Source organism: Pararhizobium capsulatum DSM 1112 (assembly GCF_030814475.1).
In the GTDB taxonomy this organism is placed as follows: domain Bacteria; phylum Pseudomonadota; class Alphaproteobacteria; order Rhizobiales; family Rhizobiaceae; genus Pararhizobium; species Pararhizobium capsulatum.
Map to the genome: position 1 here is coordinate 3,240,982 of NZ_JAUSVF010000001.1, position 20,109 is coordinate 3,261,090.

Below are 20,109 nucleotides of genomic sequence, written 5' to 3' on the forward strand. Positions count from 1 at the left end.
GGGGAGAAGAGGTCCCTTACGCCCGCACCCGCTCCGCCTTTGGATCATACATCGGCGCAAGCGAGGCCTCTGCCTTCACCCTGACCCCGGCAATCTCGATCTCGTAGCTCGAGCCCAGCACATCCGCCTCGCTCTCACCCGCGCAGGGCACATAGCCCATCCCGATCGCACCGCCGAGGAAATGGCCGTAATTACCCGAGGTGATGGTCGAAACGATCTTGCCATCGCGCACCAGCGCCTCGTTGTGGAAAAGCAATGGCTCGGGATCGGCAAGCTTGAACTGCAACATGCGCCGCTTCAGCCCCTCCTCCTGTTTCCGCAGCACCGCATCACGGCCGGCGAATTCGCCCTTCTTCGTGCGCACCGCAAAGCCGAGGCCGGCTTCCAGTACATGGTCCTCATCGGTAATGTCATGGCCGAAATGGCGGAAGGCCTTTTCGATGCGGCAGCTATCGAGGGTGTGCAGGCCGCAGAGCTTCAGGCCGACATCCGCGCCCGCGGCTTCCAGCGCCTCGAAGACATGCGCCGTCTGCTCGGTTGAGACATAAAGCTCCCAGCCAAGCTCCCCGACATAGGTGACGCGATGGGCGCGGGCGAGCCCCATGCCGATCTCGATTTCCCGCGCTGTCGCAAAGGGGTGATGCGCATTGGAAAAGTCGTTGGGGCTCACCTTCTGCATCAGGTCGCGCGCCTTCGGCCCCATGACGCAGAGCACGCTTTCCGCCGCCGTGACATCAGTGATGACGACGAACTCATCGGCCAAATGCTTGCGCAACCAGGCAAGATCACGCTGCAGCGTCGCGCCGGGCACGACGAGGAAGAAGGCGGTTTCGGAAAGCCGCGTCACCGTCAGGTCGCTCTCGATGCCACCGCGATCGTTAAGCATCTGGGTGTAGACAATCTTGCCGGGGGCGACATCCATCTGGTTGGCGCAAAGCCTTTGCAGGAAGGCCAGTGCATCGCGGCCTTCGACGCGGATCTTGCCGAAGGAGGTCATATCGAAAAGGCCGACGCCATTGCGAACGGCCAAGTGCTCTTCTTTCTGGTTCTCGAACCAGTTCTGCCGCTTCCACGAATAGCGGTATTCCTGCTCTTGGCCCTCTTTCGCAAACCAGTTGGCACGCTCCCAGCCGGCGACTTCGCCAAAGACAGCACCGCGCGCCTTCAGGTGCTCATGCAGCGGCGAGCGGCGCACGCCGCGGGCCGTCGCCATCTGGCGATACGGGAAATGATCGGCATAGAGCAGGCCGAGCGTTTCGGAAACGCGGTCCTTGAGATAGGCCCGGTTCTTCTGGAACGGCTGTGCGCGGCGGATATCGACTTCCCAGAGATCGAACGGCGGTTCGCCATCGTTCATCCACTGCGCCAGCGCCATGCCGGCACCGCCGGAAGAGACGATGCCGATCGAATTGTAGCCGGCAGCGACCCAGTAGCCCTTCAATTCCGGCGCTTCACCGAGATAGTAGCGGTCATCCGGCGTAAAGCTTTCGGGGCCGTTGAAGAAGGTGTGGATACCAGCAGTTTCCAGCATCGGCATGCGGTTGATGGCGTTTTCGAGAATCGGCTGGAAATGATCGAAATCCTCCGGCAACTGGTCGAAGCAGAAATCTTCTCGGATGCCGTCCATGCCCCAGGGCTTGGCCTTCAACTCGAAGGCTCCGATCAGCATCTTGCCGGCATCTTCCTTGTAATAGGTGCATTCGTCCGGCACGCGCAGTACCGGCAGCCGCTGCAGGTTCGGGATCGGCTCGGTGACGATGTAGAAATGCTCGCAGGCATGCAGCGGCAGGGTAACACCGGACATATCTGCCAGCGTGCGGCCCCACATGCCTGCGGCATTGACGACGTTTTCGGTCTCGATCGTAAACGTCTCGCCGTTCTGTTCGCAGGTGACGCCCGTCACGCGGCCATCCCTGGTGACGACGGAAGTAACTTTGACGTTTTCGAGGATCGTCGCGCCGTTCTGCCGCGCGCCCTTGGCAAGCGCCATGGCGATGTTGGCGGGATCACACTGGCCATCGAGCGGCAGATGCACCGCCGCCTTCACATCCGCCGTGTTGAGATGCGGATACATCCCCTTGACTTCCTCGACAGTGATTTCGCGCACATCGACGCCAAAGGCACGGGCAAGCGAGGCCTGACGATAAATCTCCTCCCTGCGCTCCTCCGTCAGCGCCACAGTCATCGAACCGCACTGGCGCATGCCAGTGCCGATGCCGGTCTCGGCTTCGAGCTTGGTGTAGAGATCGGCGGAATATTTGGCGAGCCGCGTCATGTTCTGCGACGCCCGCAGCTGGCCGATCAGGCCAGCCGCATGCCATGTGGTGCCGGACGTGAGCTGCTTGCGCTCCAGCAGCACCACATCGGTCCAGCCAAGTTTCGCCAGATGATAGGCGACCGAACAGCCTGAAACGCCGCCGCCGATGATGACGGCCCGTGCTTTCGAGGGGATGGGCTTAGCACTCATGCACGCAGTCTTTCATTGTTGGGATCGAAAAGCGGGCCGTCCGGCTGGACGGTCGCCTTGAAACGGTCACCGTAGATTTCGACCTCGATTTCCGTGCCGGGTGCTGTGAGATCGGCCCGGAGCATGCCAAGTGCGATGGACTTGTCGACGCGGTAACCCCAGTTGCCCGAGGTCGTTTCGCCAACGACTTGGCCAGCATGCCAGAGCGTCGACATATAGGGCGCATCACACTCGCCGGCTTCAACCGTCAGCATCACGAAGCGCTTGGAAACACCGTGCTGCTTCTCGCGCTCCAGCGCCGCCTTGCCCCTGAAGTCCGGCTTGCCCCAATCGACGAAGCGTTCGAGCCCCCCCTGCAGGATGGTGTAGTCGGTTGAAAGATCGCCTTTCCAGGCGCGGTAGCCCTTTTCGATGCGCAGACTGTCCAGCGCCTCCATGCCGAAGGGCTTCAGGCCATGCTTCTGTCCGGCCGCCCAGACGGCATCGAAGATGGTGGCGGTATCATCAACCTTGGTGTGGATTTCCCAGCCGAGTTCGCCGGCGAAGGAAACCCGCACCAGTTGGCACCAGCGGCCGGCGATCTGGCAGCTCTGGTGGGTGAGCCAGCCCTTCTGCAGATCGGCATCGCTGACTTCGGCAAGGATTTCGCGAGACTTCGGACCCGACAGAATCTGGCAGGAGAAATTGTCGGTCACGTCATCAATGGTAAAGGCGGCACCAGCCGGCAGATACTTCTTCAGCCATTCGAGGTCATGCCACTGCGCGGTCGCCGCAGTGATCAGGAAGAAGAAATCCTCGTCCAGCATCATGACCGACATTTCGGTGACGATCCGGCCCTTGTCGTCTGAGAAATAAGCCAGACCGATGCGGCCGGGCTTCGGCACCTTGCCGGTCGTCAGCGACAACAGCCATGCAGTCGCACCTTCGCCCTTGATGCGGTAACGCGAGAAACCGGGCAGATCGAGGATACCGGCAGCCTCGTTGACGGCGCGACATTCCTCCTCGATACGTGGCCGCCAAGGCCCTTCGCGGTTCCAGGTCTGCGTTGATTCCTCCGACAACTCGTCGCCGGGCTTGGCATACCAGTTGGCGCGCTCCCAGCCGTTGTAAGGCTTGAACTGGCCACCCAGCGCCTTGATCCGGTCGTGGATCGGCGACAGCTTCCGGTCGCGACCTGCCGGCCAAGCATGTTTCGGGAAGTGCATCGCATATTCATGGCCGTAGATTTCCATGCCTTTGGCGATGCAATAGTCCTGATCCGAGGCGAACGAGGTAAAGCGGCGCGGATCGCAGGACCACATGTCCCACTCCGTCTCGCCCTCCGTCACCCATTCCGCCAGCACCTTGCCGGCGCCGCCGGCCTGACAGATGCCGAAGGTGAAGACGCAGGCCTCGAAGGCATTCGGCACGCCCGGCATCGGGCCGATCAGCGGGTTGCCGTCAGGCGCATAGGGGATCGGGCCGTTGATCATGCGCGACAGGCCGGCGGTGCCAAGGATCGGCACGCGCTCGACCGAGTCGTTCAGATACCATTCGAGGCGATCAAGATCGTCAGGGAAAAGCTGGAACGAGAAATCGTCCGGCATCGGATCATCCGGCGTTACCCAATGCGCCTTGCAATTGCGCTCATAGGGGCCGAGGTTCATGCCGGTCTTTTCCTGGCGCAGATAGTAGGAACTATCGACATCGCGCAGCAGCGGCAGCTTGTGGCCGGCTTCCTTCGACCAAGCCGCAAGCTCGGGAATTTCCTCGAACAGAATATATTGATGGCTCATCACCATCATCGGCACATCGCGGCCGAACCATTTGCCGACTTCGCGGGCATAATAGCCGGCGGCGTTGACGACCTTCTCGCAGCGGATTTCGCCCTGCGGCGTTGAGATCACCCACTCGTCGCCTTCCCGGCGTGCGCCGGTGGCGGGACAGAAGCGGAAAATCTTGGCGCCCATGTCGCGTGCACCCTTGGCCAGCGCCTGTGTCAACTGCGCCGGATCGATATCGCCGTCATAGGGATCGTAAAGAGCACCGGTCAGGTCGTGGGTTTCAAGGAAGGGATATTTTCCGCTGATCTCATCCGGCGAGAGGATGTCGAGATCCATGCCCTGATAGCGGCCCATCCCGACGACGCGCTTGAACTCCTGCAGCCGCTCCTTCGAATGGCCAAGCCGGATCGAGCCGGTGACATGGTAGTTCATGGGATAATCGACCAGCGCACCCAGTTCACGGTAGAGCGAGGCAGAATAGCGCTGCATGTTCATGATCGACCAGGAAGACGAGAAAGTCGGCACGTTGCCGGCCGCGTGCCAGGTCGATCCGGCCGTCAGCTCGTTCTTTTCCAGAAGCACGCAATCCGTCCATCCGGCCTTGGCCAGATGATAAAGCGCGGATGCGCCGACAGCACCTCCCCCGATGATGACAACACGAGCATGAGACGGCAATTGCGACATATCTGTTCCCTTGTTTTGCCAAGAGTTTTGACAACGAAAGAGAGGAGCATCAAGCGGCAGAACTCCGCTTTATTGATCGAAAAATTCGATTAGATTGAAAAAGAAGAAAGCCGCGAAATTCGGACTCAGAGCCTATGCAGATCGACCTCATCGAAACCTTCCTCGACCTGATGGAAACCCGCAGCTTTAACCGCACGGCGGAGCGACTGAACATCACGCAATCCACCGTCTCCCACCGCGTCAAGGCGCTGGAAGCACAGTTCAACCGTAAGCTCTTCACTCGCAACAAAGGCGGCACCGCCCCCACCGCGTCGGGCCTGCGCTTCCTCGATCACGCCAAGGCGCTGCAACACCAGTGGCACGAAGCAACCCGCGCTGTGGAAAGTGCAGGCACCTACGAGCGCTCGATGCGTCTCGGCATCCAGCACGATGTGTCAGAGATTTTCGCAGGTGCGTGGTTGTCTGCGATCCGCACCGAACTGCCGGGCACCTCGATCTACATGGAGGCCGATTATTCCAACCAGATGAACCGTGATCTCGCCGCAGGCGATCTCGACCTCGCCATTCTCTACACGCCCCATTACCTGCCGGATCTTCACTATGAAAGGATCGGCGAACTGCATTACCGGCTGATCAGTACCACCGCGCGCAAAGTCGCAGATATTGACCCTCTGACCTATATCCAGGCCGTCTATTCCCCCGCCTTCGACCGGGCTCACAGGCTCGCCCTGCCCCATCTGTCTTCGGCTCCCCTCGCCTCAGGGCAAAACATGGCGATGTCAGGCCTTTTGAAAAAACTCGGCGGTGCGGCCTATGTCGAGCAGGCAACCGCCACGGCGTTGGTTGCAGCGGGTGCGGCCCAAACCGTCGAAGACGCCGTGCCGATCGTTCAGACAGTCTACGGGGCAACCAGTGTCCGTAGCCGGCACGCCCACCAGCATCGGCGGATCATCGGCGTCATGGAGGCGCTTCTCGCATCCGAGACGAGCGCTTCAACAGGAGTGTCGTAACAGCGGCTCAGCCCTGTCGATCAGGCCTCGACCATGAAGGCACCCTGCTTGGCCTCGATCAGAACATCCAGCATGTCTTCCGACGAGATCGGATAGGCGATGGCATAGCCCTGCAGCACATCGCATCCGAGCCGCGTCAGCAGTTTCGCATGCTCCAGCGTTTCCACACCTTCAGCAACAACTTCAATGCCGAGAGCCTTGGCGATATCGACGATCGAGCGTAACAGGCGCTTTTGTTCTCGGGAGGTTGTAATCGGCATGACCAGCCGCCGATCGATCTTCAACCGGTGCGGCTTGAGCTTCATAAGGCCGATGATCGAGGCATGGCCGGAGCCGAAATCATCCACCTCGATATCGATGAACATGGATTTCAGCGCCGAGACGTTGGCCATCATGCCGTCTTCGATTTCATCCAGAAAAATGGTTTCGAGAAGTTCGAAGGAAAGCGTGCCGGGCTCGATATCGAGCTGCTTCAGATCCGAGATAAGGGACGGATCTGAAAGGCGCGCAGCCGAGACATTGACGGCCACCTTGGGAGCACGCACGCCGTTTCTCGTCCAGGATTTACGATCGTGCAGCGTCTGCCTCAGGATCGCAGCGTCAAGCAAATCCAGCATCCCAAGGCTCGCCGCAACGCCCAGAAATTCAGCAGGAGAAAGCAGGCCACGCTTCGGATGCCGCCAGCGGGCAAGCGCCTCAACCCCGATGATCTTGCGGGTACGGGCATCGACCTGCGCCTGATAAAAAGGCACGAACTCGCCGCGCTCCAGACCGCGCACGAACTGATCGGCCAGCCGCCGCTCGCTGTTGATCTGCGCTTTCATCTGCGCAGAGAAGAAATCTGCGCGGTTGCGGCCGCTCTTCTTGGCGCGCATCAGGGCGATGTCGGATTCGACAAGCAGGTTGGCGATCTTGCCCGCATTGGCACAGGCAACACCGATCGAAGCCGTTACGCCGATCATGCCTTCGCTATGCCAGACCGGGCGTTTCAAACTTTCGAGCAGCTGCTCCGCCAACTTGCGCAAGTAATCGATGGACAGAAAATTGCCGAGGATGATGGCGAATTCGTCCCCCCCGATGCGTGCCAGAAAGGCCCCTGCTGGAAGGCGCTCTCCGATGGCGGCTGCCGTCGCTTTCAGCAGCCGATCGCCCACATCATGCCCGACGACATCATTGACCATGGCGAAGCGATCGAGACCAATATGAAACAGTGCAAGCTTGTCGATATCCGGGGAGGTGGAAAGCTCCGCAAGTCGGCGATCGAAAAAACGACGATTGGGCAATCCGGTCAAATAATCATGCGCGGCGGCGTGCTCGATGCGCGCCGTGGTCTCTTCAAGCGCCTGAGCCCGCTTTTCGGCAATTTGCTGCTGCTCGCCCAGCTCCCGATTGAGAAGCACGTCGGCGGTGACATCCCATTCAGCCCCGATGAAGGTGCCGGTTCCGTTTTCTTCGAAATACCGCGCCCGCGAGCGGAGATAGCGCACCTCGCCATCCGGCAACAGGATACGATATTCGGAAGAGTAATCGTCCTTGCACCGGACGGCATCCGCAAAATCAGCCTTGGCCCCCGCGAGATCGTCGGGATGAATGGCATTGCTCCAGAGGGAAGAATCGACAACGCCGCCGGGATGAGAGCGACCGTAGATCTCGTACATCCGCTCATCCCAGGTCAGCACATCCGTCGAAAGCTCGTGCTCCCATACGCCGATCTGCGAGGCATCAAGCGCAAGCTCGAGCCTTCGAACGATATTCTGGAACTCCTGTTCGGATCGTACCGGTTTCATTGCTGTCTCTAGGTGATCGCATTGGGCCTATAACGGTGAAGCCCACACCTGTTCGCAATGCCTGCGCAGTCGTAACATTCCGCTCCCGCCGACCATAAACAGCGGACACAAGCATTTCTTTCCGGATAGTAAGCGCGAGACGCCGGTCACACAACTTCTGCATAGTAAAAACGTTAGTACTTTGTTTCCCCGCACCTGAAGGCACGATGCAAAGCCTTCGACTGGCCGAAACTTCACGAATCAGAATGATCGATGATCACGTCATTTCATCCAAGGCGCAGGTTTGGAGCGTGAATAGGGACTGGGTCACTGCACCTGTCGGGCGAACATTTCTGCGGCAGCTCGATCCGCGACTTTGGCGAGATCGCTGGAGCGACATTCGCCAAAGCACTGCTAGAACTGCGCAGCCTGCGTTAAAGCCACCCGCCCGAAAAACCCGCCCGTTTCAGCCCGCGACGGATCACCGGCGTATGACGCATCAGCTCCCAGATAAGCCCGCTACGGGAATTCTCGATCATCATCACCAGAATACCCTGATCGAGGCCGACGCTGCGGTCATTGAGCCAACCCTCCTCCGTCTCACCCCGGATGCTCGGATTGAAGCTGCCGAGAAAACGGCCATCCGTCAATACGTTGGGATAGGTACACAGGATGTGACGAACGGCCGACATGGCAAGCCTCGGTTCAAAGGCAATACAGGCCAACGAAGCCCAAGGCGCAACCGTCCCGTCATCCGGCCCAAATGGAGCGCCGCGGGCAGCATAGCCCGCGAATTGCTGGCGCCTGCCATCCAGGAGCTTGCGTGACCGCTCAGGGCCATCGCAGGCCGTCAACCCCCACAGATCGGGGCCATAACCGGTGAATCCGCCGGGGTTCTTGATCGCATATTCGCGCTGTACGGCAATGGCGCGCCGGGTGTTTTCGAAATAATCGCTGTCTTTTTCCGCAATCGCCTCGTCGCAAATGCCGCGAAAATCGATCCAGCCATGGGAGAAGAGATGGATGAAGAGCGGGCCGGCATAAAGATACGGCTGCTCGCCCGCCATCATCCAGTCGAACTTGCCAGTGAAGGCCTTGTAGCTTTCTGCCGGCACGGGATAGGAGGGGGACGCGAGCGCCAGCACATAGAGAATGATTGCCTCGCTATACCCCTCCCAGCGATAGGGTAAAAATCCGCTGCGTGGCTTCCAACCCAGGGAAAGTGCGTCTGCCTCATCAAGCGCCCACGCCCAGTTGGCGCGCGCATAGAGCATGGCAGCCAGAGAGCGAATCTCGTTTTCCACCGGGTTTTCTTCGGCGAAATAAGCCGCGGCGGTCAGCACTCCGGCAAGAAGGAGCGCACTGTCGATCAGGGACAGCTCGCAGCGCCAGGTACGTTTACCTGTCTCCATGTCCAGGAAGTGATAGTAGAGGCCTTTGTAGCCCGTCGCATCCTTGTCACGGCTCTGGTTGCTTTCTGCGAGAAACCGAAGCAGCGTCACCGTCCGTTCGGCAGCCTGCGTCCGGCTGATCCAGCTACGCTCCACGCCAATCGGATAACAGGAAAGCCCGAAACCCGTGGCGGCAATACTCGACGGCGCACCAGGCAGCGACGTGTCCGCAATCAGGCCCGTGCGCGGATTGGCAAAATCGACAAAATAGTCAAATGCAGATCTTTGGAGACGATCCAAAACGGACGTATCCGTATCACCTTTTAATAACATTCAATAACTTCTCCGGTGATGTAAAGATCACCACAGGTTGGGCGTATGATCAAATCACCGATTGTTGAACACAAAACCGTTTGAAATCGTCGCCTTAACCCTTGTCCATGCTAAACTCCGCACTAATCACCCAGTACAACGTGATTGGACGACAGGATGCTTGCGACACTTGTCTTGCTTCTAGGCCTTTCAGGCGCGACCGTTCCGGTTGCCTCGGGCGATAACCAGGTCGACGTTGAACTGGTCCTTGCCGTCGATATGTCGGGCTCCATGGATACGGAGGAAGCGGAGATACAACGTTCCGGCTATGTCGAGGCGATAAGCCATCCTGATTTTATCAACGCCGTGCGGGCCGGCATGCTGGGGCGAGTCGCCATCAGCTATTTCGAATGGGCCGGAAGTGTCAACGAAACCTCGCTGGTGGACTGGCGGCTGATCGAGAGCGACGAGGATGCCGCTGCATTTGCGAACGCCATCGCTTCCCGTCCGATAGCAACGCGCCGCGGCACCTCCATCTCCAAGGCGCTTTTCTTTGGAACGCGCCTGATCGAAACCAATAGCTATGACGGCCTGCGGCAGGTCATCGATGTCTCCGGCGACGGCCCGAACAACATGGGTCCGCCAGTTGCACCCGCACGCGACACGGCGGTCAAGGCCGGCATCGTCGTCAATGGCCTCGCCATCCTCGTTCGCCCTTCCATGTCTGCCGGTCCACTCGACACCTACTATGCCGATTGCGTCATCGGCGGCGCTGGTTCCTTCGTCGTGCCGGTGCATCGCCGGGACGATTTTGCCGTCGCCATCCGCCAGAAATTGGTGATGGAGATCACCCGTCGCAATTCGCCCGCCCGTATCATACCGACAGCAGGCGGCATCATGAGTGACTGCATGATCGGCGAGAAGCTGCGCCCTCGCTACTTCGATCGCTTCTACCAAGAACTTGACCGATAAAGTCGGAAGCCATTCCCTTCCTGCACGTTCCAAACCAAGCGGCTCCATCGCTTACAAAGCCTTGCCCTATCGCAAGCTATTCCTTTTCATAAAAAAATATGCTTTTATTGAATGAACGTTCAGCAAAATAAGGGGCGACAAATGAACGAGATGATCCGTGATATCCGCATTCCCGAGAGCTGGGATCGGCGCGGCCTGCCCGGCTGGTGCTATCACAGCAACGCCCTGCTGGAGCTCGAAAAACAACATGTTTTCCGCGAATACTGGCAGATCGCCTGCCATGTCTCCGACATCCCCGAACCCGGCAATTACATCGCCATGGACGTGGTCGGCGAGCGGGCGCTGATCTTGCGCGGTCAGGACGGCAGCGTGCGCGGTTTCCACAACATCTGCCGCCATCGCGGCTCGCGGCTGGTGGCCGACGACAAAGGCACCTGCCGCAACGCGCTGGTCTGTCCTTTCCACGGCTGGGTCTACAATCTCGACGGCACGCTCAGGGGCGCCGCCCGCCCCCGCTCCTTCCCCCCGCTCGACAGGCAAGAGTTCGGCCTCGTGCCGCTGGAAACCGAAATCTGGATGGGCTTCGTCTTCATCCGCTTCGCCAAGGGTCCACAACCCTCCGTCGCCGAACAGATGCAACCCTTTGCCGAAGAGCTTGGTCAATACAGCACCGAAACCATGGTGCCTGCCGGTTCGATCTGGACCCAGATCTCGCCGGTCAACTGGAAGTCCGTGCGCGACGTCGACAACGAAGGCTATCATGTCGCCATGGCCCATCCGGCCCTGCAGGATCTCTACGGCTCGACCTACTACGACGAACCCTTCGTCGGCGGCCTCTGCCGCTCGTTTGCGAGCTACAATCCCCATGCCGGCCGCCGCTGGAGCGTGCGGAATTATGTGGCAGTCGCGCCGGAGGCGACGCATCTGCCGGAAAGCCTGCGCAAGGCCTGGATCTATTACGGCCTGTTCCCCAACGCCGTGATCGCCGTGACGCCTGAAACCGTGCAGTTCTATCAGGAATTCCCGCTCTCGACCGGCCAGACCCTGCTGCGTGGCGGCGTCTATCGCCACGCGGCGGAAACCCGCGCGCAACGCGCCGCCCGTTATCTCGCCTACCGCATCGACCGCGATACACAGGCAGAAGACGTGCAACTGACTGTCTGGTCCAACGAGGCGATGACCTCGAAGGCCTTCCACGGATTCTACCTGTCCGACTTGGAATACGGCGTGCGCACTCATCACAACCATCTGCGCGACGTGCTGCCGGTGATGACGCTCGATCAGGCACCGGACGAAGAACGGATCGGTGCGGTTAATGCTGAAATGCGGACGAAATGGTGAGCACCCGGGGGCGCTCTGCTTCTTTGAGGGTTAGCAAAATGGCTTTCGTCATCCTCGGCCTTGAGCCGAGGATCCAAACCTGAAGCTGCGGCATGGATGGTCGGGTCGAGCCCGACCATGACGACTGAGAGTTCGCCGTAACTATCATGTTAAATTCGCCCTCGGATCATCCTGCCCTTGACTGATGAAACAGCCGGCAATCTCTCCACCAAGAAGAGAGGGCCGGTCGCCCGGCCCTCAGGTCCGGATGCGACCAGGGAACTGGATCGCATCCATTTTCAGAAACGCTACCTCAACCTTTCCACAATCCCTCACGCACCAGTTCGTCCATGGTGCGGCGGATGCTGGTGTGGAGGATGTCGGTCATCGTGTCGATCTGCGGCCGCTCGATCGTCAGCGGCGGTGACATAACGCACATATTGATCAATGGCCGCACCAGAAGCCCCAGTTCCTGGCAATGGGCGTCGATGCGCTTGCCGACTTCCAGATCGAGCGTCAGCGGATTGTTGCTGACCCGGTCGGCGACGCATTCGATGCAGGCCATCAGCCCAAGCCCGCGGACTTCACCAACCAGCGGCAACTCCTCCAGCCGTTTCAGGCTCGATTGGAAATAGTCAGAGACGTCGCGTGCATGGGCGAGCAAACCGCCTTCGAGGATATCGAGGTTCTTCAGGGCAACCGCGCAGCCGATCGGATGGCTGGAATAGGTCAAACCATGGGCAAACATCGCCTCGGAGTGATTGGACCGGCGCAAATCCTCCAAAAGCTGCGCCGAAATCATGACGCCACCAAGCGGGAAATAACCCGACGTCACACCCTTGGCGAAGGTGATCATGTCCGGCTCGATGCCAAACACCTCCTGCGAGGCGAAGACGGAGCCAAGACGCCCGAAAGCCGTCACCACCTCGTCGGCGATGAAGAGAATATCGTTTTCGCTGCAAAGCGCCCGCATGCGGCTGAGGTAGCCATACGGCGGCACGATGACGCCGCCGGAAGCCATGACCGGCTCGGCGATGAAGGCGCCGATTCGCTCCGCTCCACGGTTGGCGATGACATCGCGGAATTCCTCGACCAGCATGTCGCAGAACTGTGCCTCATCCATGCCTGCCGGACGGCGAAAAGGATTGGGACAAGTAAGCTTGATCACCTGATCGCTGGCGCTGTCCATCCAGTCGTGATCGCGCGGGCGGCCGTTGAGCGAGGCGGAGAGATAGGTCGAGCCGTGATAGCCGCCCTGACGGGAGACGATCAGCTTTTTCTCCGGCCGCCCGCGCACATTGTTGGCGAACTGCATGAAGCGCAGCGCCGTCTCGACAGCCGAGGAACCGCCGGTGGTGTAGAAGACATGAGAGAGATCGCCCGGCGCATGGCCGGCAAGCCGGGCCGAGAGCGTCACTGACGGCTCGTTCATCGTGTACCACGGCGAATTGTAGGAAAGCTCCATCGCCTGTTCGTAGAGCACGTCAGCCAGCTCCTTGCGCCGATGCCCGGCATTGACGCACCACATGCCGGCCGGGCCATCGATCAGCTTGCGCCCCTCGCCGTCGATCACGTAGATGCCCTCACCGGACCGAATGCCGCCGCGCGCTTCGGCACCGATCTCGCCCGCCACCGGCCAGGGCTGAACCAGATGCTGACGCGCAAGCGCCGTCATCTCACCTTGCGCCAAAACCTCTGCCGCCTCTTCCCGCTTCGCCGCCATGAAAACGACCTCCATTAAATATAAAACGGCACAATCAACTGATTATTTGTATAAAATTTCATTATTCTGAATGTCCGTTCAATCAATATTGACAGAAAAAACACTTGCTTTCAATCCGGTTTTGCGCACATTCTGTGAAACGGGAACAAAACGGGCAAACAACGCCCATGGGTGGATGGCATGGAACAAAGCCTGCTTTTCGACTGTCGAAGCACGCTTGATGCGAACTGGATCATGAGTCGCGAGGATGCGGCGACCTCCCTCTTCTCCCCGGCGGGGAGAAGGTGGCGGAGAGCGCCGGATGAGGGGGCGACTGGCTCGGAATTCGCGGCGAAGCCCCCCTCATCTGCCCTGCAAGCATCTTCTCCCCGCTGGGGAGAAGAGGGAGCCAGCCTCGTCTCAACAGGCTACACCTTCGCCAATGCAAGGTGCCGCCTATGACGGCGCTCCCGGCATCGACGATCGCAGAGCCCGATGGCCCGGCCCGCGCGCGCTGGGCGGACAGCGACGAAGCCAAGGGGCTGATGCTGGTCTCGCCCACTTTACTATACGCGCTTGCCCTGCTCCTGCTGCCGATCCTGATCGTCTTCGCCTACAGTTTCTGGTCCCAGGACTACCTGACGATCGACCGGACCTTCACGCTGGCCAACTACCGCACCGCGCTGGGCGAGCCGATCTACCAGGACCTGCTCTGGCGCTCGCTGACCATCTCGCTTGTCGTCAGCGTGATCACCGTCACGGTCTCCTACCCCATCGCCTGGTTCATCTCCTTCCATGGCGGCATTCACAAGAACCTCTGGCTGTTCCTGATCACCGTGCCCTGCTGGACGAGCTATCTGCTGCGCGTGATGTCGTGGAAGGTGATCCTCGGCTATCAGGGCGTCCTCAACACCGGCCTGATGTCGACCGGGCTGATCGACAAGCCGGTGACCTCGCTGCTCTATAATTCCAATGCCGTCGTCATCACGCTGGTCCATAGCTGGGCGGCCTTCGCCATCCTGCCGATCTTCGTGTCGCTGGAAAAGATCGACCGCTCGCTGATCGAGGCCGCACACGATCTTGGCGACAACAAGTTCCGAAGCTTCCTGCGCGTCACCCTGCCGCTGTCGCTGCCCGGCGTCATCTCCGCCTTCCTGATCGTGATAATCCCGACGGTCGGCGATTATGTGACGCCGAAGCTCGTTGGCGGCAAGGACGGGGTGATGATCGCAACCGCCATTCAGGCCCAGTTCGGCAAGGGAGCCAACTGGCCGCTAGGTGCCGCCCTTTCCGTCACGACGATGGTGATCGTCTCGGCCATGGCCGGCGCTGTGGTGCTGGCGCTCAAATTTTTCGTGAGGCGCATTCGATGAGCGGACGTCACGGCATCGCAAAATCCCGATGGCTGCCGGCCTATGTCGGCCTGTATCTGGCGTTCCTCTATCTGCCGATCCTGCTGCTGCCGATCTTCTCCTTCAACAATGCGGCAGCCACCACCTTCCCGCTCGCGGGCTTCACGCTCAAATGGTACGCCTCGCTGTGGAGCAACACGGTGATGCTGGAGGCGGCGCGCAACAGCCTGTTCGTGGGCGTTTGTGTTGCCATACTGTCTACCAGCCTCGGCATCTGCGCCGCCCGCGCAATCACCCGCTACCGGTTTCGCGGACGCGAGGCGGCAAATGGCCTCTTGATGGCGCCGCTGTTCCTGCCGGAAATCATCGTCGCCGTATCGCTGCTGATGATCATCCTGCAGATCGGCATCGAACTGTCGCTGGCCACCGTCATCTTCGGCCAGACCGTCTTCTGCCTGCCCTATGCGATGTCGGTGCTGACCTCCGGCTTCGAAGGTTTTGACAGAAGCCTTGAGGAAGCTTCGCTCGACCTCGGCGAAACCGCCTTCGGCACCTTTCGCCGGGTGACGCTGCCGGTGGTAGCTCCTGCCATCGTCTCCAGCCTGCTCGTCTCCTTCACGATTTCGCTGGACGAGTTCATCCTTGCCTTCTTCCTCTCGGGCACCGAGCCGACGCTTCCGGTCTATATCTGGGGCCAGCTGCGCTTTGCCGCCAAGCTGCCGGGCGTGCTGGCGCTCGGTAGCATCATGATCGCGCTTTCCATTACGCTTTTGACGGTGGCCGAAATCATTCGCCGCCGCGCCGAGCGTCGCATCCAAGGAGCATAGGCCCATGGCTGAAATGATCTCGATCCGCTCCGTCAGCCGCAACTACGGCATCTACAAAGCTCTCGACGAGGTCTCGCTGGATATCGGCGCGGGCGAATTCTTCTCGCTTCTCGGCCCCTCCGGTTGCGGCAAGACTACCCTGCTGCGCTCGATCGCCGGCTTCGACACACCGACATCAGGCGATATCCGCATCGATGGCCACTCCGTGATCGGCACACCACCGAACCGGCGCCCCACCAACATGGTTTTCCAGAACTACGCGATCTTCCCGCATCTGAACGTCGAGGAAAACGTCGCCTACGGCTTGAAGCGGTTGAAGCTCGATGCTTCCGAAGAGCGCCGCCGGGTCGGCGATGCGCTCGATCAGGTCCGGCTCGGCGCGCTCGGCAAACGTGGGGCGAACGAGCTTTCCGGCGGTCAGCGGCAGCGCGTGGCGCTGGCGCGTGCGCTTGTGATGCGGCCGAAGGTGCTGCTGCTGGACGAACCCCTCTCGGCGCTCGACAAGAAGCTGCGCGAGGAAATGCAGGTCGAGCTTCGCTCGCTGCAGAAGGCGGTCGGCATCACTTTCATCCTCGTCACGCACGATCAGTATGAAGCGCTCGGCCTCTCCGACCGTATCGCCGTGATGTTCGGCGGACGTATCGCGCAGGTGGCAACGCCCAAGGATATCTATCAGCATCCGCTGACCCGCGAAGTCGCCGATTTCCTCGGAGGCATGAACTTCATGAAGGCTCGCATCACGGGCGAAAGCGCCGGTGAACTTTCCGTCGAAACCCAGCGCTTCGGCAGCGTCCGGGTCGCCAAGCCGCTCGGCTTTGCCGCCCGCGACGGCCACGCCACCCTCGGCATCCGCCCGGAGCGGCTGCGCGTTCTATGGGACGACACCAATGCCAATCATTCCCTGCAGGGACAGGTGGTCGACCGGCATTATTTTGGCGAAATCACCCACCTGATCGTCGACGTGCCCGGCATGGAAAAGCCGCTCTCGGTCTCGGAAACCAACAATTTCGGCGCCGATGATATTCCGGTCGGCGCGCCGATCCGGCTGGCTTACGATCCAGATGCGCTGGTGGCGCTGCGCGGCTGAGTAATGATGCGCTGCGCCACCGCGCGTCCCGCCGTGATCGCGCCTTCGATATAGCCGGGAAAAAACGGCGAGAGTTCCGAGCAGGCAAAGTGGATTGTCCCCGCGCCGCGCCTCAGGATATCTTCAGCGTCATAGGCCGCCATATCGAGGATGACGTCGCTATAGCCGCCGCCACTCCAGCGGTCGTCCGTCCAGTCCCGCAGGATGGTTTCCAGCGGCTTGCAGGCTTCCGGGCCAAGGGCGTCGGAAAGTCGCGAAAGCACGTTTTCAAGCACCGCAGCCTCGCTGTTTTCGGTGACGGCACCGCTTGCTCCCTCTTCTCCCCAGCGGGGAGAAGGTGCCCGAAGGGCGGATGAGGGGGCGGCTGGCTCTGAATTCGCGGCCCCCTCATCGCCTCGCATCCGCTCGGCACTTCTCCCCGCTGGGGAGAAGAGGGAATTTGCCGTTCCTTTTCCACCCCACTCAACCGCCAGTGGCCCGCCGATGAAGACGACGAGCAGAGCATCATCACCACTGCTGATATCGCAGGCGAAAAGGCCCTTTACATCGCGCCACATCACCATGCCGCTCAGATCGTCATCCCGCCAAAAACGCCGATCATAACGGAAGCAAATCTTGATGACCGTGCCGCTCGCCCAGGCATCGAGAGCGGCCGAAACGTCAGACGGAAGCCGCGGCGAGATCGAAATTCGCCGCGCCATCACCGGCGGCACCGCCAGAAGAACCTGTTCAGCATGGAACCTCTTGCCGCCCGCCTCGATGCTCACGCCATCGGCCGCGACGGAAACCGCTTCCACCGGCGTAGACAGTAGCAACCGCTCTCCCAGATCGGCCGCCATCGCCTCGGCAAGCGAATGGGTGCTGCCCTCCAGATAATATTGCAGCTCCGAAACCGTCGTCTCCAACCGCCGGTCGTTGTCGATGTAATACCAGAGCGGCAATTCCTCAGCCGGCCGGCACCAGAGACCATGGATCATTGCGCGGAAACCGGCCTTGGCATCGTCGGCCTCCGGCCGCCGGGCCAGCCAGTCCGCGACGGAAAGCCCGGCAATAACGGGATCACGCGGATCAATGGCATTGGCGCGGCCGCGCAATCCCTCCACGCCCTCGTGAAACCGAAACGCCTCGCGCTGCGGCAAGGCCGGCCGCAGAACAAGCTTTCCCTCGTCCGGTATCGACACCAGCGGCCGACCGTAGCGGCGCGCAAGCTCCATGACCGCAGGCATATCCTCGCTGATGAACTGGCCTCCGGCATCGATCCGCCGGCCATTGGCAAAATCCGCCGGCTCTACACGTCCGCCGGGACGATCACGCGCCTCGAGCACGAGAACGCGCAATCCCGCATCGATCAGCGCATGGGCGGCCGCGAGGCCGGAAAAACCGGCCCCGACAACCACAACATCGATATCGTCTGCGCTCAATAGCCCGCCTTTATCTTCTCGAATTCAGCAATCATCTTCTGCCGCAATTCCGTCGGCATCGGTGACTGGAAGAGCGTGTTGCCGAGGAACTTGTCAACATCGGCATAGCCCTTGTCGGCAAGGATCGTCGGATCGACCGCCGCCATGCCCTTGGCATTGGCATGGCCATAGCCCCAGTTTTCGACCATATAGGCGGAGATCGCGGGATCGGTGACGGCGTTCAGATAGGCATACTGCTTTTCCTCGCCGCCTTCCCCACCCTTCAGCCGCACATAGCCGCAAACCCAGGTGGACAGCCCTTCTGTCGTATCCTTCTTGATTGCAGCAGGAATGCCATCCGCTTGTAGCGTCGTCACCGTCTCGTTCCAGGCCCAGGCGAGATCGACTTCGCCGCTCGCCATCGCCTGGCTGACCTCGGTGTTGTCCGTCCAGTAAAGACGCACGTTCTTGTGCACCTCGCGCAGGAAGTCGGAGGCCGCCTTGAACTGCGCATCGGTCATCGTCGTCCAGTCCTTGACGCCGGTCGCAAGGCTTGCCAGCGCATAGGCATCATCGACATTGTCGCCGATGGAAACGCGGTCCTTGAATTTCGGATCGGCAAAGGCCTTGAGCGAGGTGATCTCCTCCGGCTTCACTGTGTCGGTGCGATAGGTCAGAACCGTGTTGCCCCACTCAAAGGGAAGCAGCCACGCGGTTCCGTCCTCGGAGGTCATCAGGCCCTTCATGCCGGCGATGCCCGGCAGGATATCCTTCCAGGCATTCAGCTTCGACGTATCCAGGGGCTCCAGCATGCCGGCGTCGCGCCACTTGGCGACACTCTGCGAACAGGGATGAGCAAGATCGGCCTTGAAGCCGGAGCGCAGCTTCTGGAACGCCTCTTCCTCGTCGCCGAAGAAGGCGAAATCCGGCTCGACGCCGTATTTTTCCGTATAGGCGGGGTGGAAGGCCGGGTCTTCATAACCCGACCAGTCGAAGACGGTGATGTTGTCCGCCGCGAATGCCGCGCTGCTTGCAAGGGAGGCGAGCAAGGCCGCCAGAAGGGTCCGTCCGATAAGTCTCTTTGCCGTCATGCCATTCTCCCTCTTTTTGTCGGGCCGCTATTTTTTCGGCCCCTCGTAGGTCATGTGTTTCGGGAAGGCCGAAACCAGATGTTCGATCGCCGCCGCGTGGGCTTTCTCACGGGTCAACCCGTCACCCATCATCAGCCGCAGCCACAGGCCCTCCATCATCGCGCAAAGCGCCAGCGCCATGCCCTCCGGCTCATAGCCGTAGCCGGCCTCGGCCTTCAGGTCGGAGCAGAGGCTGACGAAGGTTTCCTGATACTTGACGTCACGCGCGCCGCAGAGCGCCTGATAGGTCGGCCGCGATTTCGCCTCGCCCCAGAAGGCGCACCAAGCCGCGAGCTTGCGCTTCGTGCAGATTTTCCGGTCAAAATCGGCCGCGACCAGCGCCCAGAGCTTTGAAGCAGCCGCCGCATCGGCCTTCTCATAGGCCGCATTCCAGTGGGCGGCGTATTCGTCGGCCATGAACTGCAGCGTGGCGATGAGCAGGTTTTCCTTGCTCTCGAAATGGAAGTTGACGATGCCGCGCGATAGGCCGGCTCCGTCAGCGACGTCCGCAAGCGTGGTTTCAGCATAACCGCGCTTGGCGAGCGAATCGATCGTCGCTTCCACGAGCTGCTGGCGGCGGGTTTCCTTGGACGCCTTGCGTCCACGCCGATCGGCGTCGGTCGTTTCGGATGCAACCGCACCCGTCTTCACTTTCAATGCCATCGATCTGCCCTTGAGGCCGAGACGCAGGCTCATGAGGCCGCTCCCGCCGGTTTTTCACCGCGCAGATGAGTGGGACAATGCTCGCCGCTGTCAAGAACCTTGCGTCCCGTCTCGATCATGAAATCTCCAGCTTTTCCATCCTGCCTCGCCCTGCCGGGATGACAAGAGAAATCCTATCGCATAATCAGGCAATTGCAACATACTTGCTGAATGATCATTCAATATATCTGGACAACATTCTGCTTTTCATGTCAGTTTTCTCG

General features: G+C 60.4%; 14 protein-coding genes. 6 read left to right on the forward strand and 8 right to left on the reverse strand.

From position 1 onward, the window contains the following. Positions 1-16 precede the first annotated feature (16 nt). Both QO002_RS15715 and QO002_RS15720 read right to left on the reverse strand, forming a co-directional pair. A complete protein-coding gene (locus QO002_RS15715; protein ID WP_307231301.1) occupies positions 17-2,467 on the reverse strand; it encodes a GcvT family protein in 2,451 nt (816 codons plus the stop codon). Beyond that, on the reverse strand, positions 2,464-4,914 hold the full coding sequence (locus tag QO002_RS15720; RefSeq protein WP_307231303.1) for a GcvT family protein: 2,451 nt from the start codon (positions 4,912-4,914) through the stop codon (positions 2,464-2,466). Before QO002_RS15720 ends, QO002_RS15715 begins: the two co-directional genes overlap by 4 nt. Before the next feature lie 134 nt (positions 4,915-5,048). On the opposite strand from QO002_RS15720, the gene QO002_RS15725 reads away from it, so the two are divergent. Next, positions 5,049-5,924 carry a LysR family transcriptional regulator gene (locus tag QO002_RS15725; protein WP_307231305.1) on the forward strand — a complete coding sequence of 292 codons (876 nt, stop codon included), beginning with the start codon at positions 5,049-5,051 and terminating at the stop codon, positions 5,922-5,924. 20 nt (positions 5,925-5,944) lie between these two features. Here the strand turns inward: QO002_RS15725 and QO002_RS15730 are convergent, their stop codons facing one another. Together QO002_RS15730 and QO002_RS15735 are read right to left on the reverse strand one after the other, a co-directional pair. Next, entirely contained in the window at positions 5,945-7,711 is a 1,767-nt protein-coding gene (locus QO002_RS15730) for a putative bifunctional diguanylate cyclase/phosphodiesterase (RefSeq protein WP_307231307.1), read from the reverse strand. Between the two features lie 413 nt (positions 7,712-8,124). Beyond that, positions 8,125-9,414 (reverse strand): glucoamylase family protein, encoded by a 1,290-nt coding sequence (locus QO002_RS15735; RefSeq protein WP_307231309.1) that lies wholly within the window; start codon positions 9,412-9,414, stop codon positions 8,125-8,127. Between the two features lie 156 nt (positions 9,415-9,570). Between QO002_RS15735 and QO002_RS15740 the strand changes: the two genes are divergently transcribed. Then, a complete protein-coding gene (locus tag QO002_RS15740) occupies positions 9,571-10,365 on the forward strand; it encodes a DUF1194 domain-containing protein (RefSeq protein ID WP_307231311.1) in 795 nt (264 codons plus the stop codon). Positions 10,366-10,506: 141 nt separating this feature from the next. Then, entirely contained in the window at positions 10,507-11,706 is a 1,200-nt protein-coding gene (locus QO002_RS15745) for an aromatic ring-hydroxylating oxygenase subunit alpha (RefSeq protein ID WP_307231313.1), read from the forward strand. A gap of 292 nt (positions 11,707-11,998) precedes the next feature. Here QO002_RS15745 and QO002_RS15750 read toward each other — a convergent pair whose 3' ends face one another. After that, the gene (locus QO002_RS15750; protein WP_307231315.1) at positions 11,999-13,408 is read right to left on the reverse strand and encodes an aminotransferase; all 1,410 of its coding nucleotides are present in this window, start codon (positions 13,406-13,408) and stop codon (positions 11,999-12,001) included. 437 nt (positions 13,409-13,845) lie between these two features. Between QO002_RS15750 and QO002_RS15755 the strand changes: the two genes are divergently transcribed. Genes QO002_RS15755 through QO002_RS15765 form a run of 3 tightly spaced genes read left to right on the forward strand, consistent with a single transcriptional unit; the run spans position 13,846 to position 16,653 of the window. Further along, a complete protein-coding gene (locus tag QO002_RS15755; RefSeq protein WP_370878503.1) occupies positions 13,846-14,760 on the forward strand; it encodes an ABC transporter permease in 915 nt (304 codons plus the stop codon). Further along, the gene (locus QO002_RS15760; protein ID WP_307231317.1) at positions 14,757-15,566 is read left to right on the forward strand and encodes an ABC transporter permease; all 810 of its coding nucleotides are present in this window, start codon (positions 14,757-14,759) and stop codon (positions 15,564-15,566) included. Before QO002_RS15755 ends, QO002_RS15760 begins: the two co-directional genes overlap by 4 nt. Positions 15,567-15,579: 13 nt before the next feature. Then, complete coding sequence (locus QO002_RS15765) at positions 15,580-16,653, forward strand: ABC transporter ATP-binding protein (protein ID WP_307233435.1); 1,074 nt, start codon at positions 15,580-15,582, stop codon at positions 16,651-16,653. On the opposite strand, the gene QO002_RS15770 is transcribed toward QO002_RS15765, so the two are convergent. From QO002_RS15770 to QO002_RS15780, 3 genes are read right to left on the reverse strand one after another with little or no spacing between them, the layout of a single operon-like run. Beyond that, entirely contained in the window at positions 16,617-18,074 is a 1,458-nt protein-coding gene (locus QO002_RS15770; RefSeq protein WP_307231320.1) for a flavin monoamine oxidase family protein, read from the reverse strand. The two genes, QO002_RS15765 and QO002_RS15770, sit on opposite strands and share 37 nt — an antisense overlap. Further along, on the reverse strand, positions 18,071-19,144 hold the full coding sequence (locus tag QO002_RS15775; RefSeq protein WP_307231322.1) for an extracellular solute-binding protein: 1,074 nt from the start codon (positions 19,142-19,144) through the stop codon (positions 18,071-18,073). The genes QO002_RS15770 and QO002_RS15775 overlap by 4 nt, the downstream gene beginning before the upstream one ends. 27 nt (positions 19,145-19,171) lie before the next feature. Further along, a complete protein-coding gene (locus tag QO002_RS15780) occupies positions 19,172-19,846 on the reverse strand; it encodes a TetR family transcriptional regulator C-terminal domain-containing protein (RefSeq protein WP_307233437.1) in 675 nt (224 codons plus the stop codon). Between the last annotated feature and the right edge of the window lie 263 nt (positions 19,847-20,109).

What these genes read in the sequence shown, in the direction of transcription:
- QO002_RS15715 (WP_307231301.1), bottom strand. Translation starts at nt 2,467, where the DNA reads ATGAGTGCTAAGCCCATCCCCTCGAAAGCACGGGCCGTCATCATCGGC.
- QO002_RS15745 (WP_307231313.1), top strand. Translation starts at nt 10,507, where the DNA reads ATGAACGAGATGATCCGTGATATCCGCATTCCCGAGAGCTGGGATCGG.
- QO002_RS15765 (WP_307233435.1), top strand. Translation starts at nt 15,580, where the DNA reads ATGATCTCGATCCGCTCCGTCAGCCGCAACTACGGCATCTACAAAGCT.
- QO002_RS15740 (WP_307231311.1), top strand. Translation starts at nt 9,571, where the DNA reads ATGCTTGCGACACTTGTCTTGCTTCTAGGCCTTTCAGGCGCGACCGTT.
- QO002_RS15775 (WP_307231322.1), bottom strand. Translation starts at nt 19,144, where the DNA reads ATGACGGCAAAGAGACTTATCGGACGGACCCTTCTGGCGGCCTTGCTC.
- QO002_RS15780 (WP_307233437.1), bottom strand. Translation starts at nt 19,846, where the DNA reads ATGGCATTGAAAGTGAAGACGGGTGCGGTTGCATCCGAAACGACCGAC.
- QO002_RS15725 (WP_307231305.1), top strand. Translation starts at nt 5,049, where the DNA reads ATGCAGATCGACCTCATCGAAACCTTCCTCGACCTGATGGAAACCCGC.
- QO002_RS15730 (WP_307231307.1), bottom strand. Translation starts at nt 7,711, where the DNA reads ATGAAACCGGTACGATCCGAACAGGAGTTCCAGAATATCGTTCGAAGG.
- QO002_RS15755 (WP_370878503.1), top strand. Translation starts at nt 13,846, where the DNA reads ATGACGGCGCTCCCGGCATCGACGATCGCAGAGCCCGATGGCCCGGCC.
- QO002_RS15735 (WP_307231309.1), bottom strand. Translation starts at nt 9,414, where the DNA reads ATGTTATTAAAAGGTGATACGGATACGTCCGTTTTGGATCGTCTCCAA.
- QO002_RS15760 (WP_307231317.1), top strand. Translation starts at nt 14,757, where the DNA reads ATGAGCGGACGTCACGGCATCGCAAAATCCCGATGGCTGCCGGCCTAT.
- QO002_RS15720 (WP_307231303.1), bottom strand. Translation starts at nt 4,914, where the DNA reads ATGTCGCAATTGCCGTCTCATGCTCGTGTTGTCATCATCGGGGGAGGT.
- QO002_RS15750 (WP_307231315.1), bottom strand. Translation starts at nt 13,408, where the DNA reads ATGGCGGCGAAGCGGGAAGAGGCGGCAGAGGTTTTGGCGCAAGGTGAG.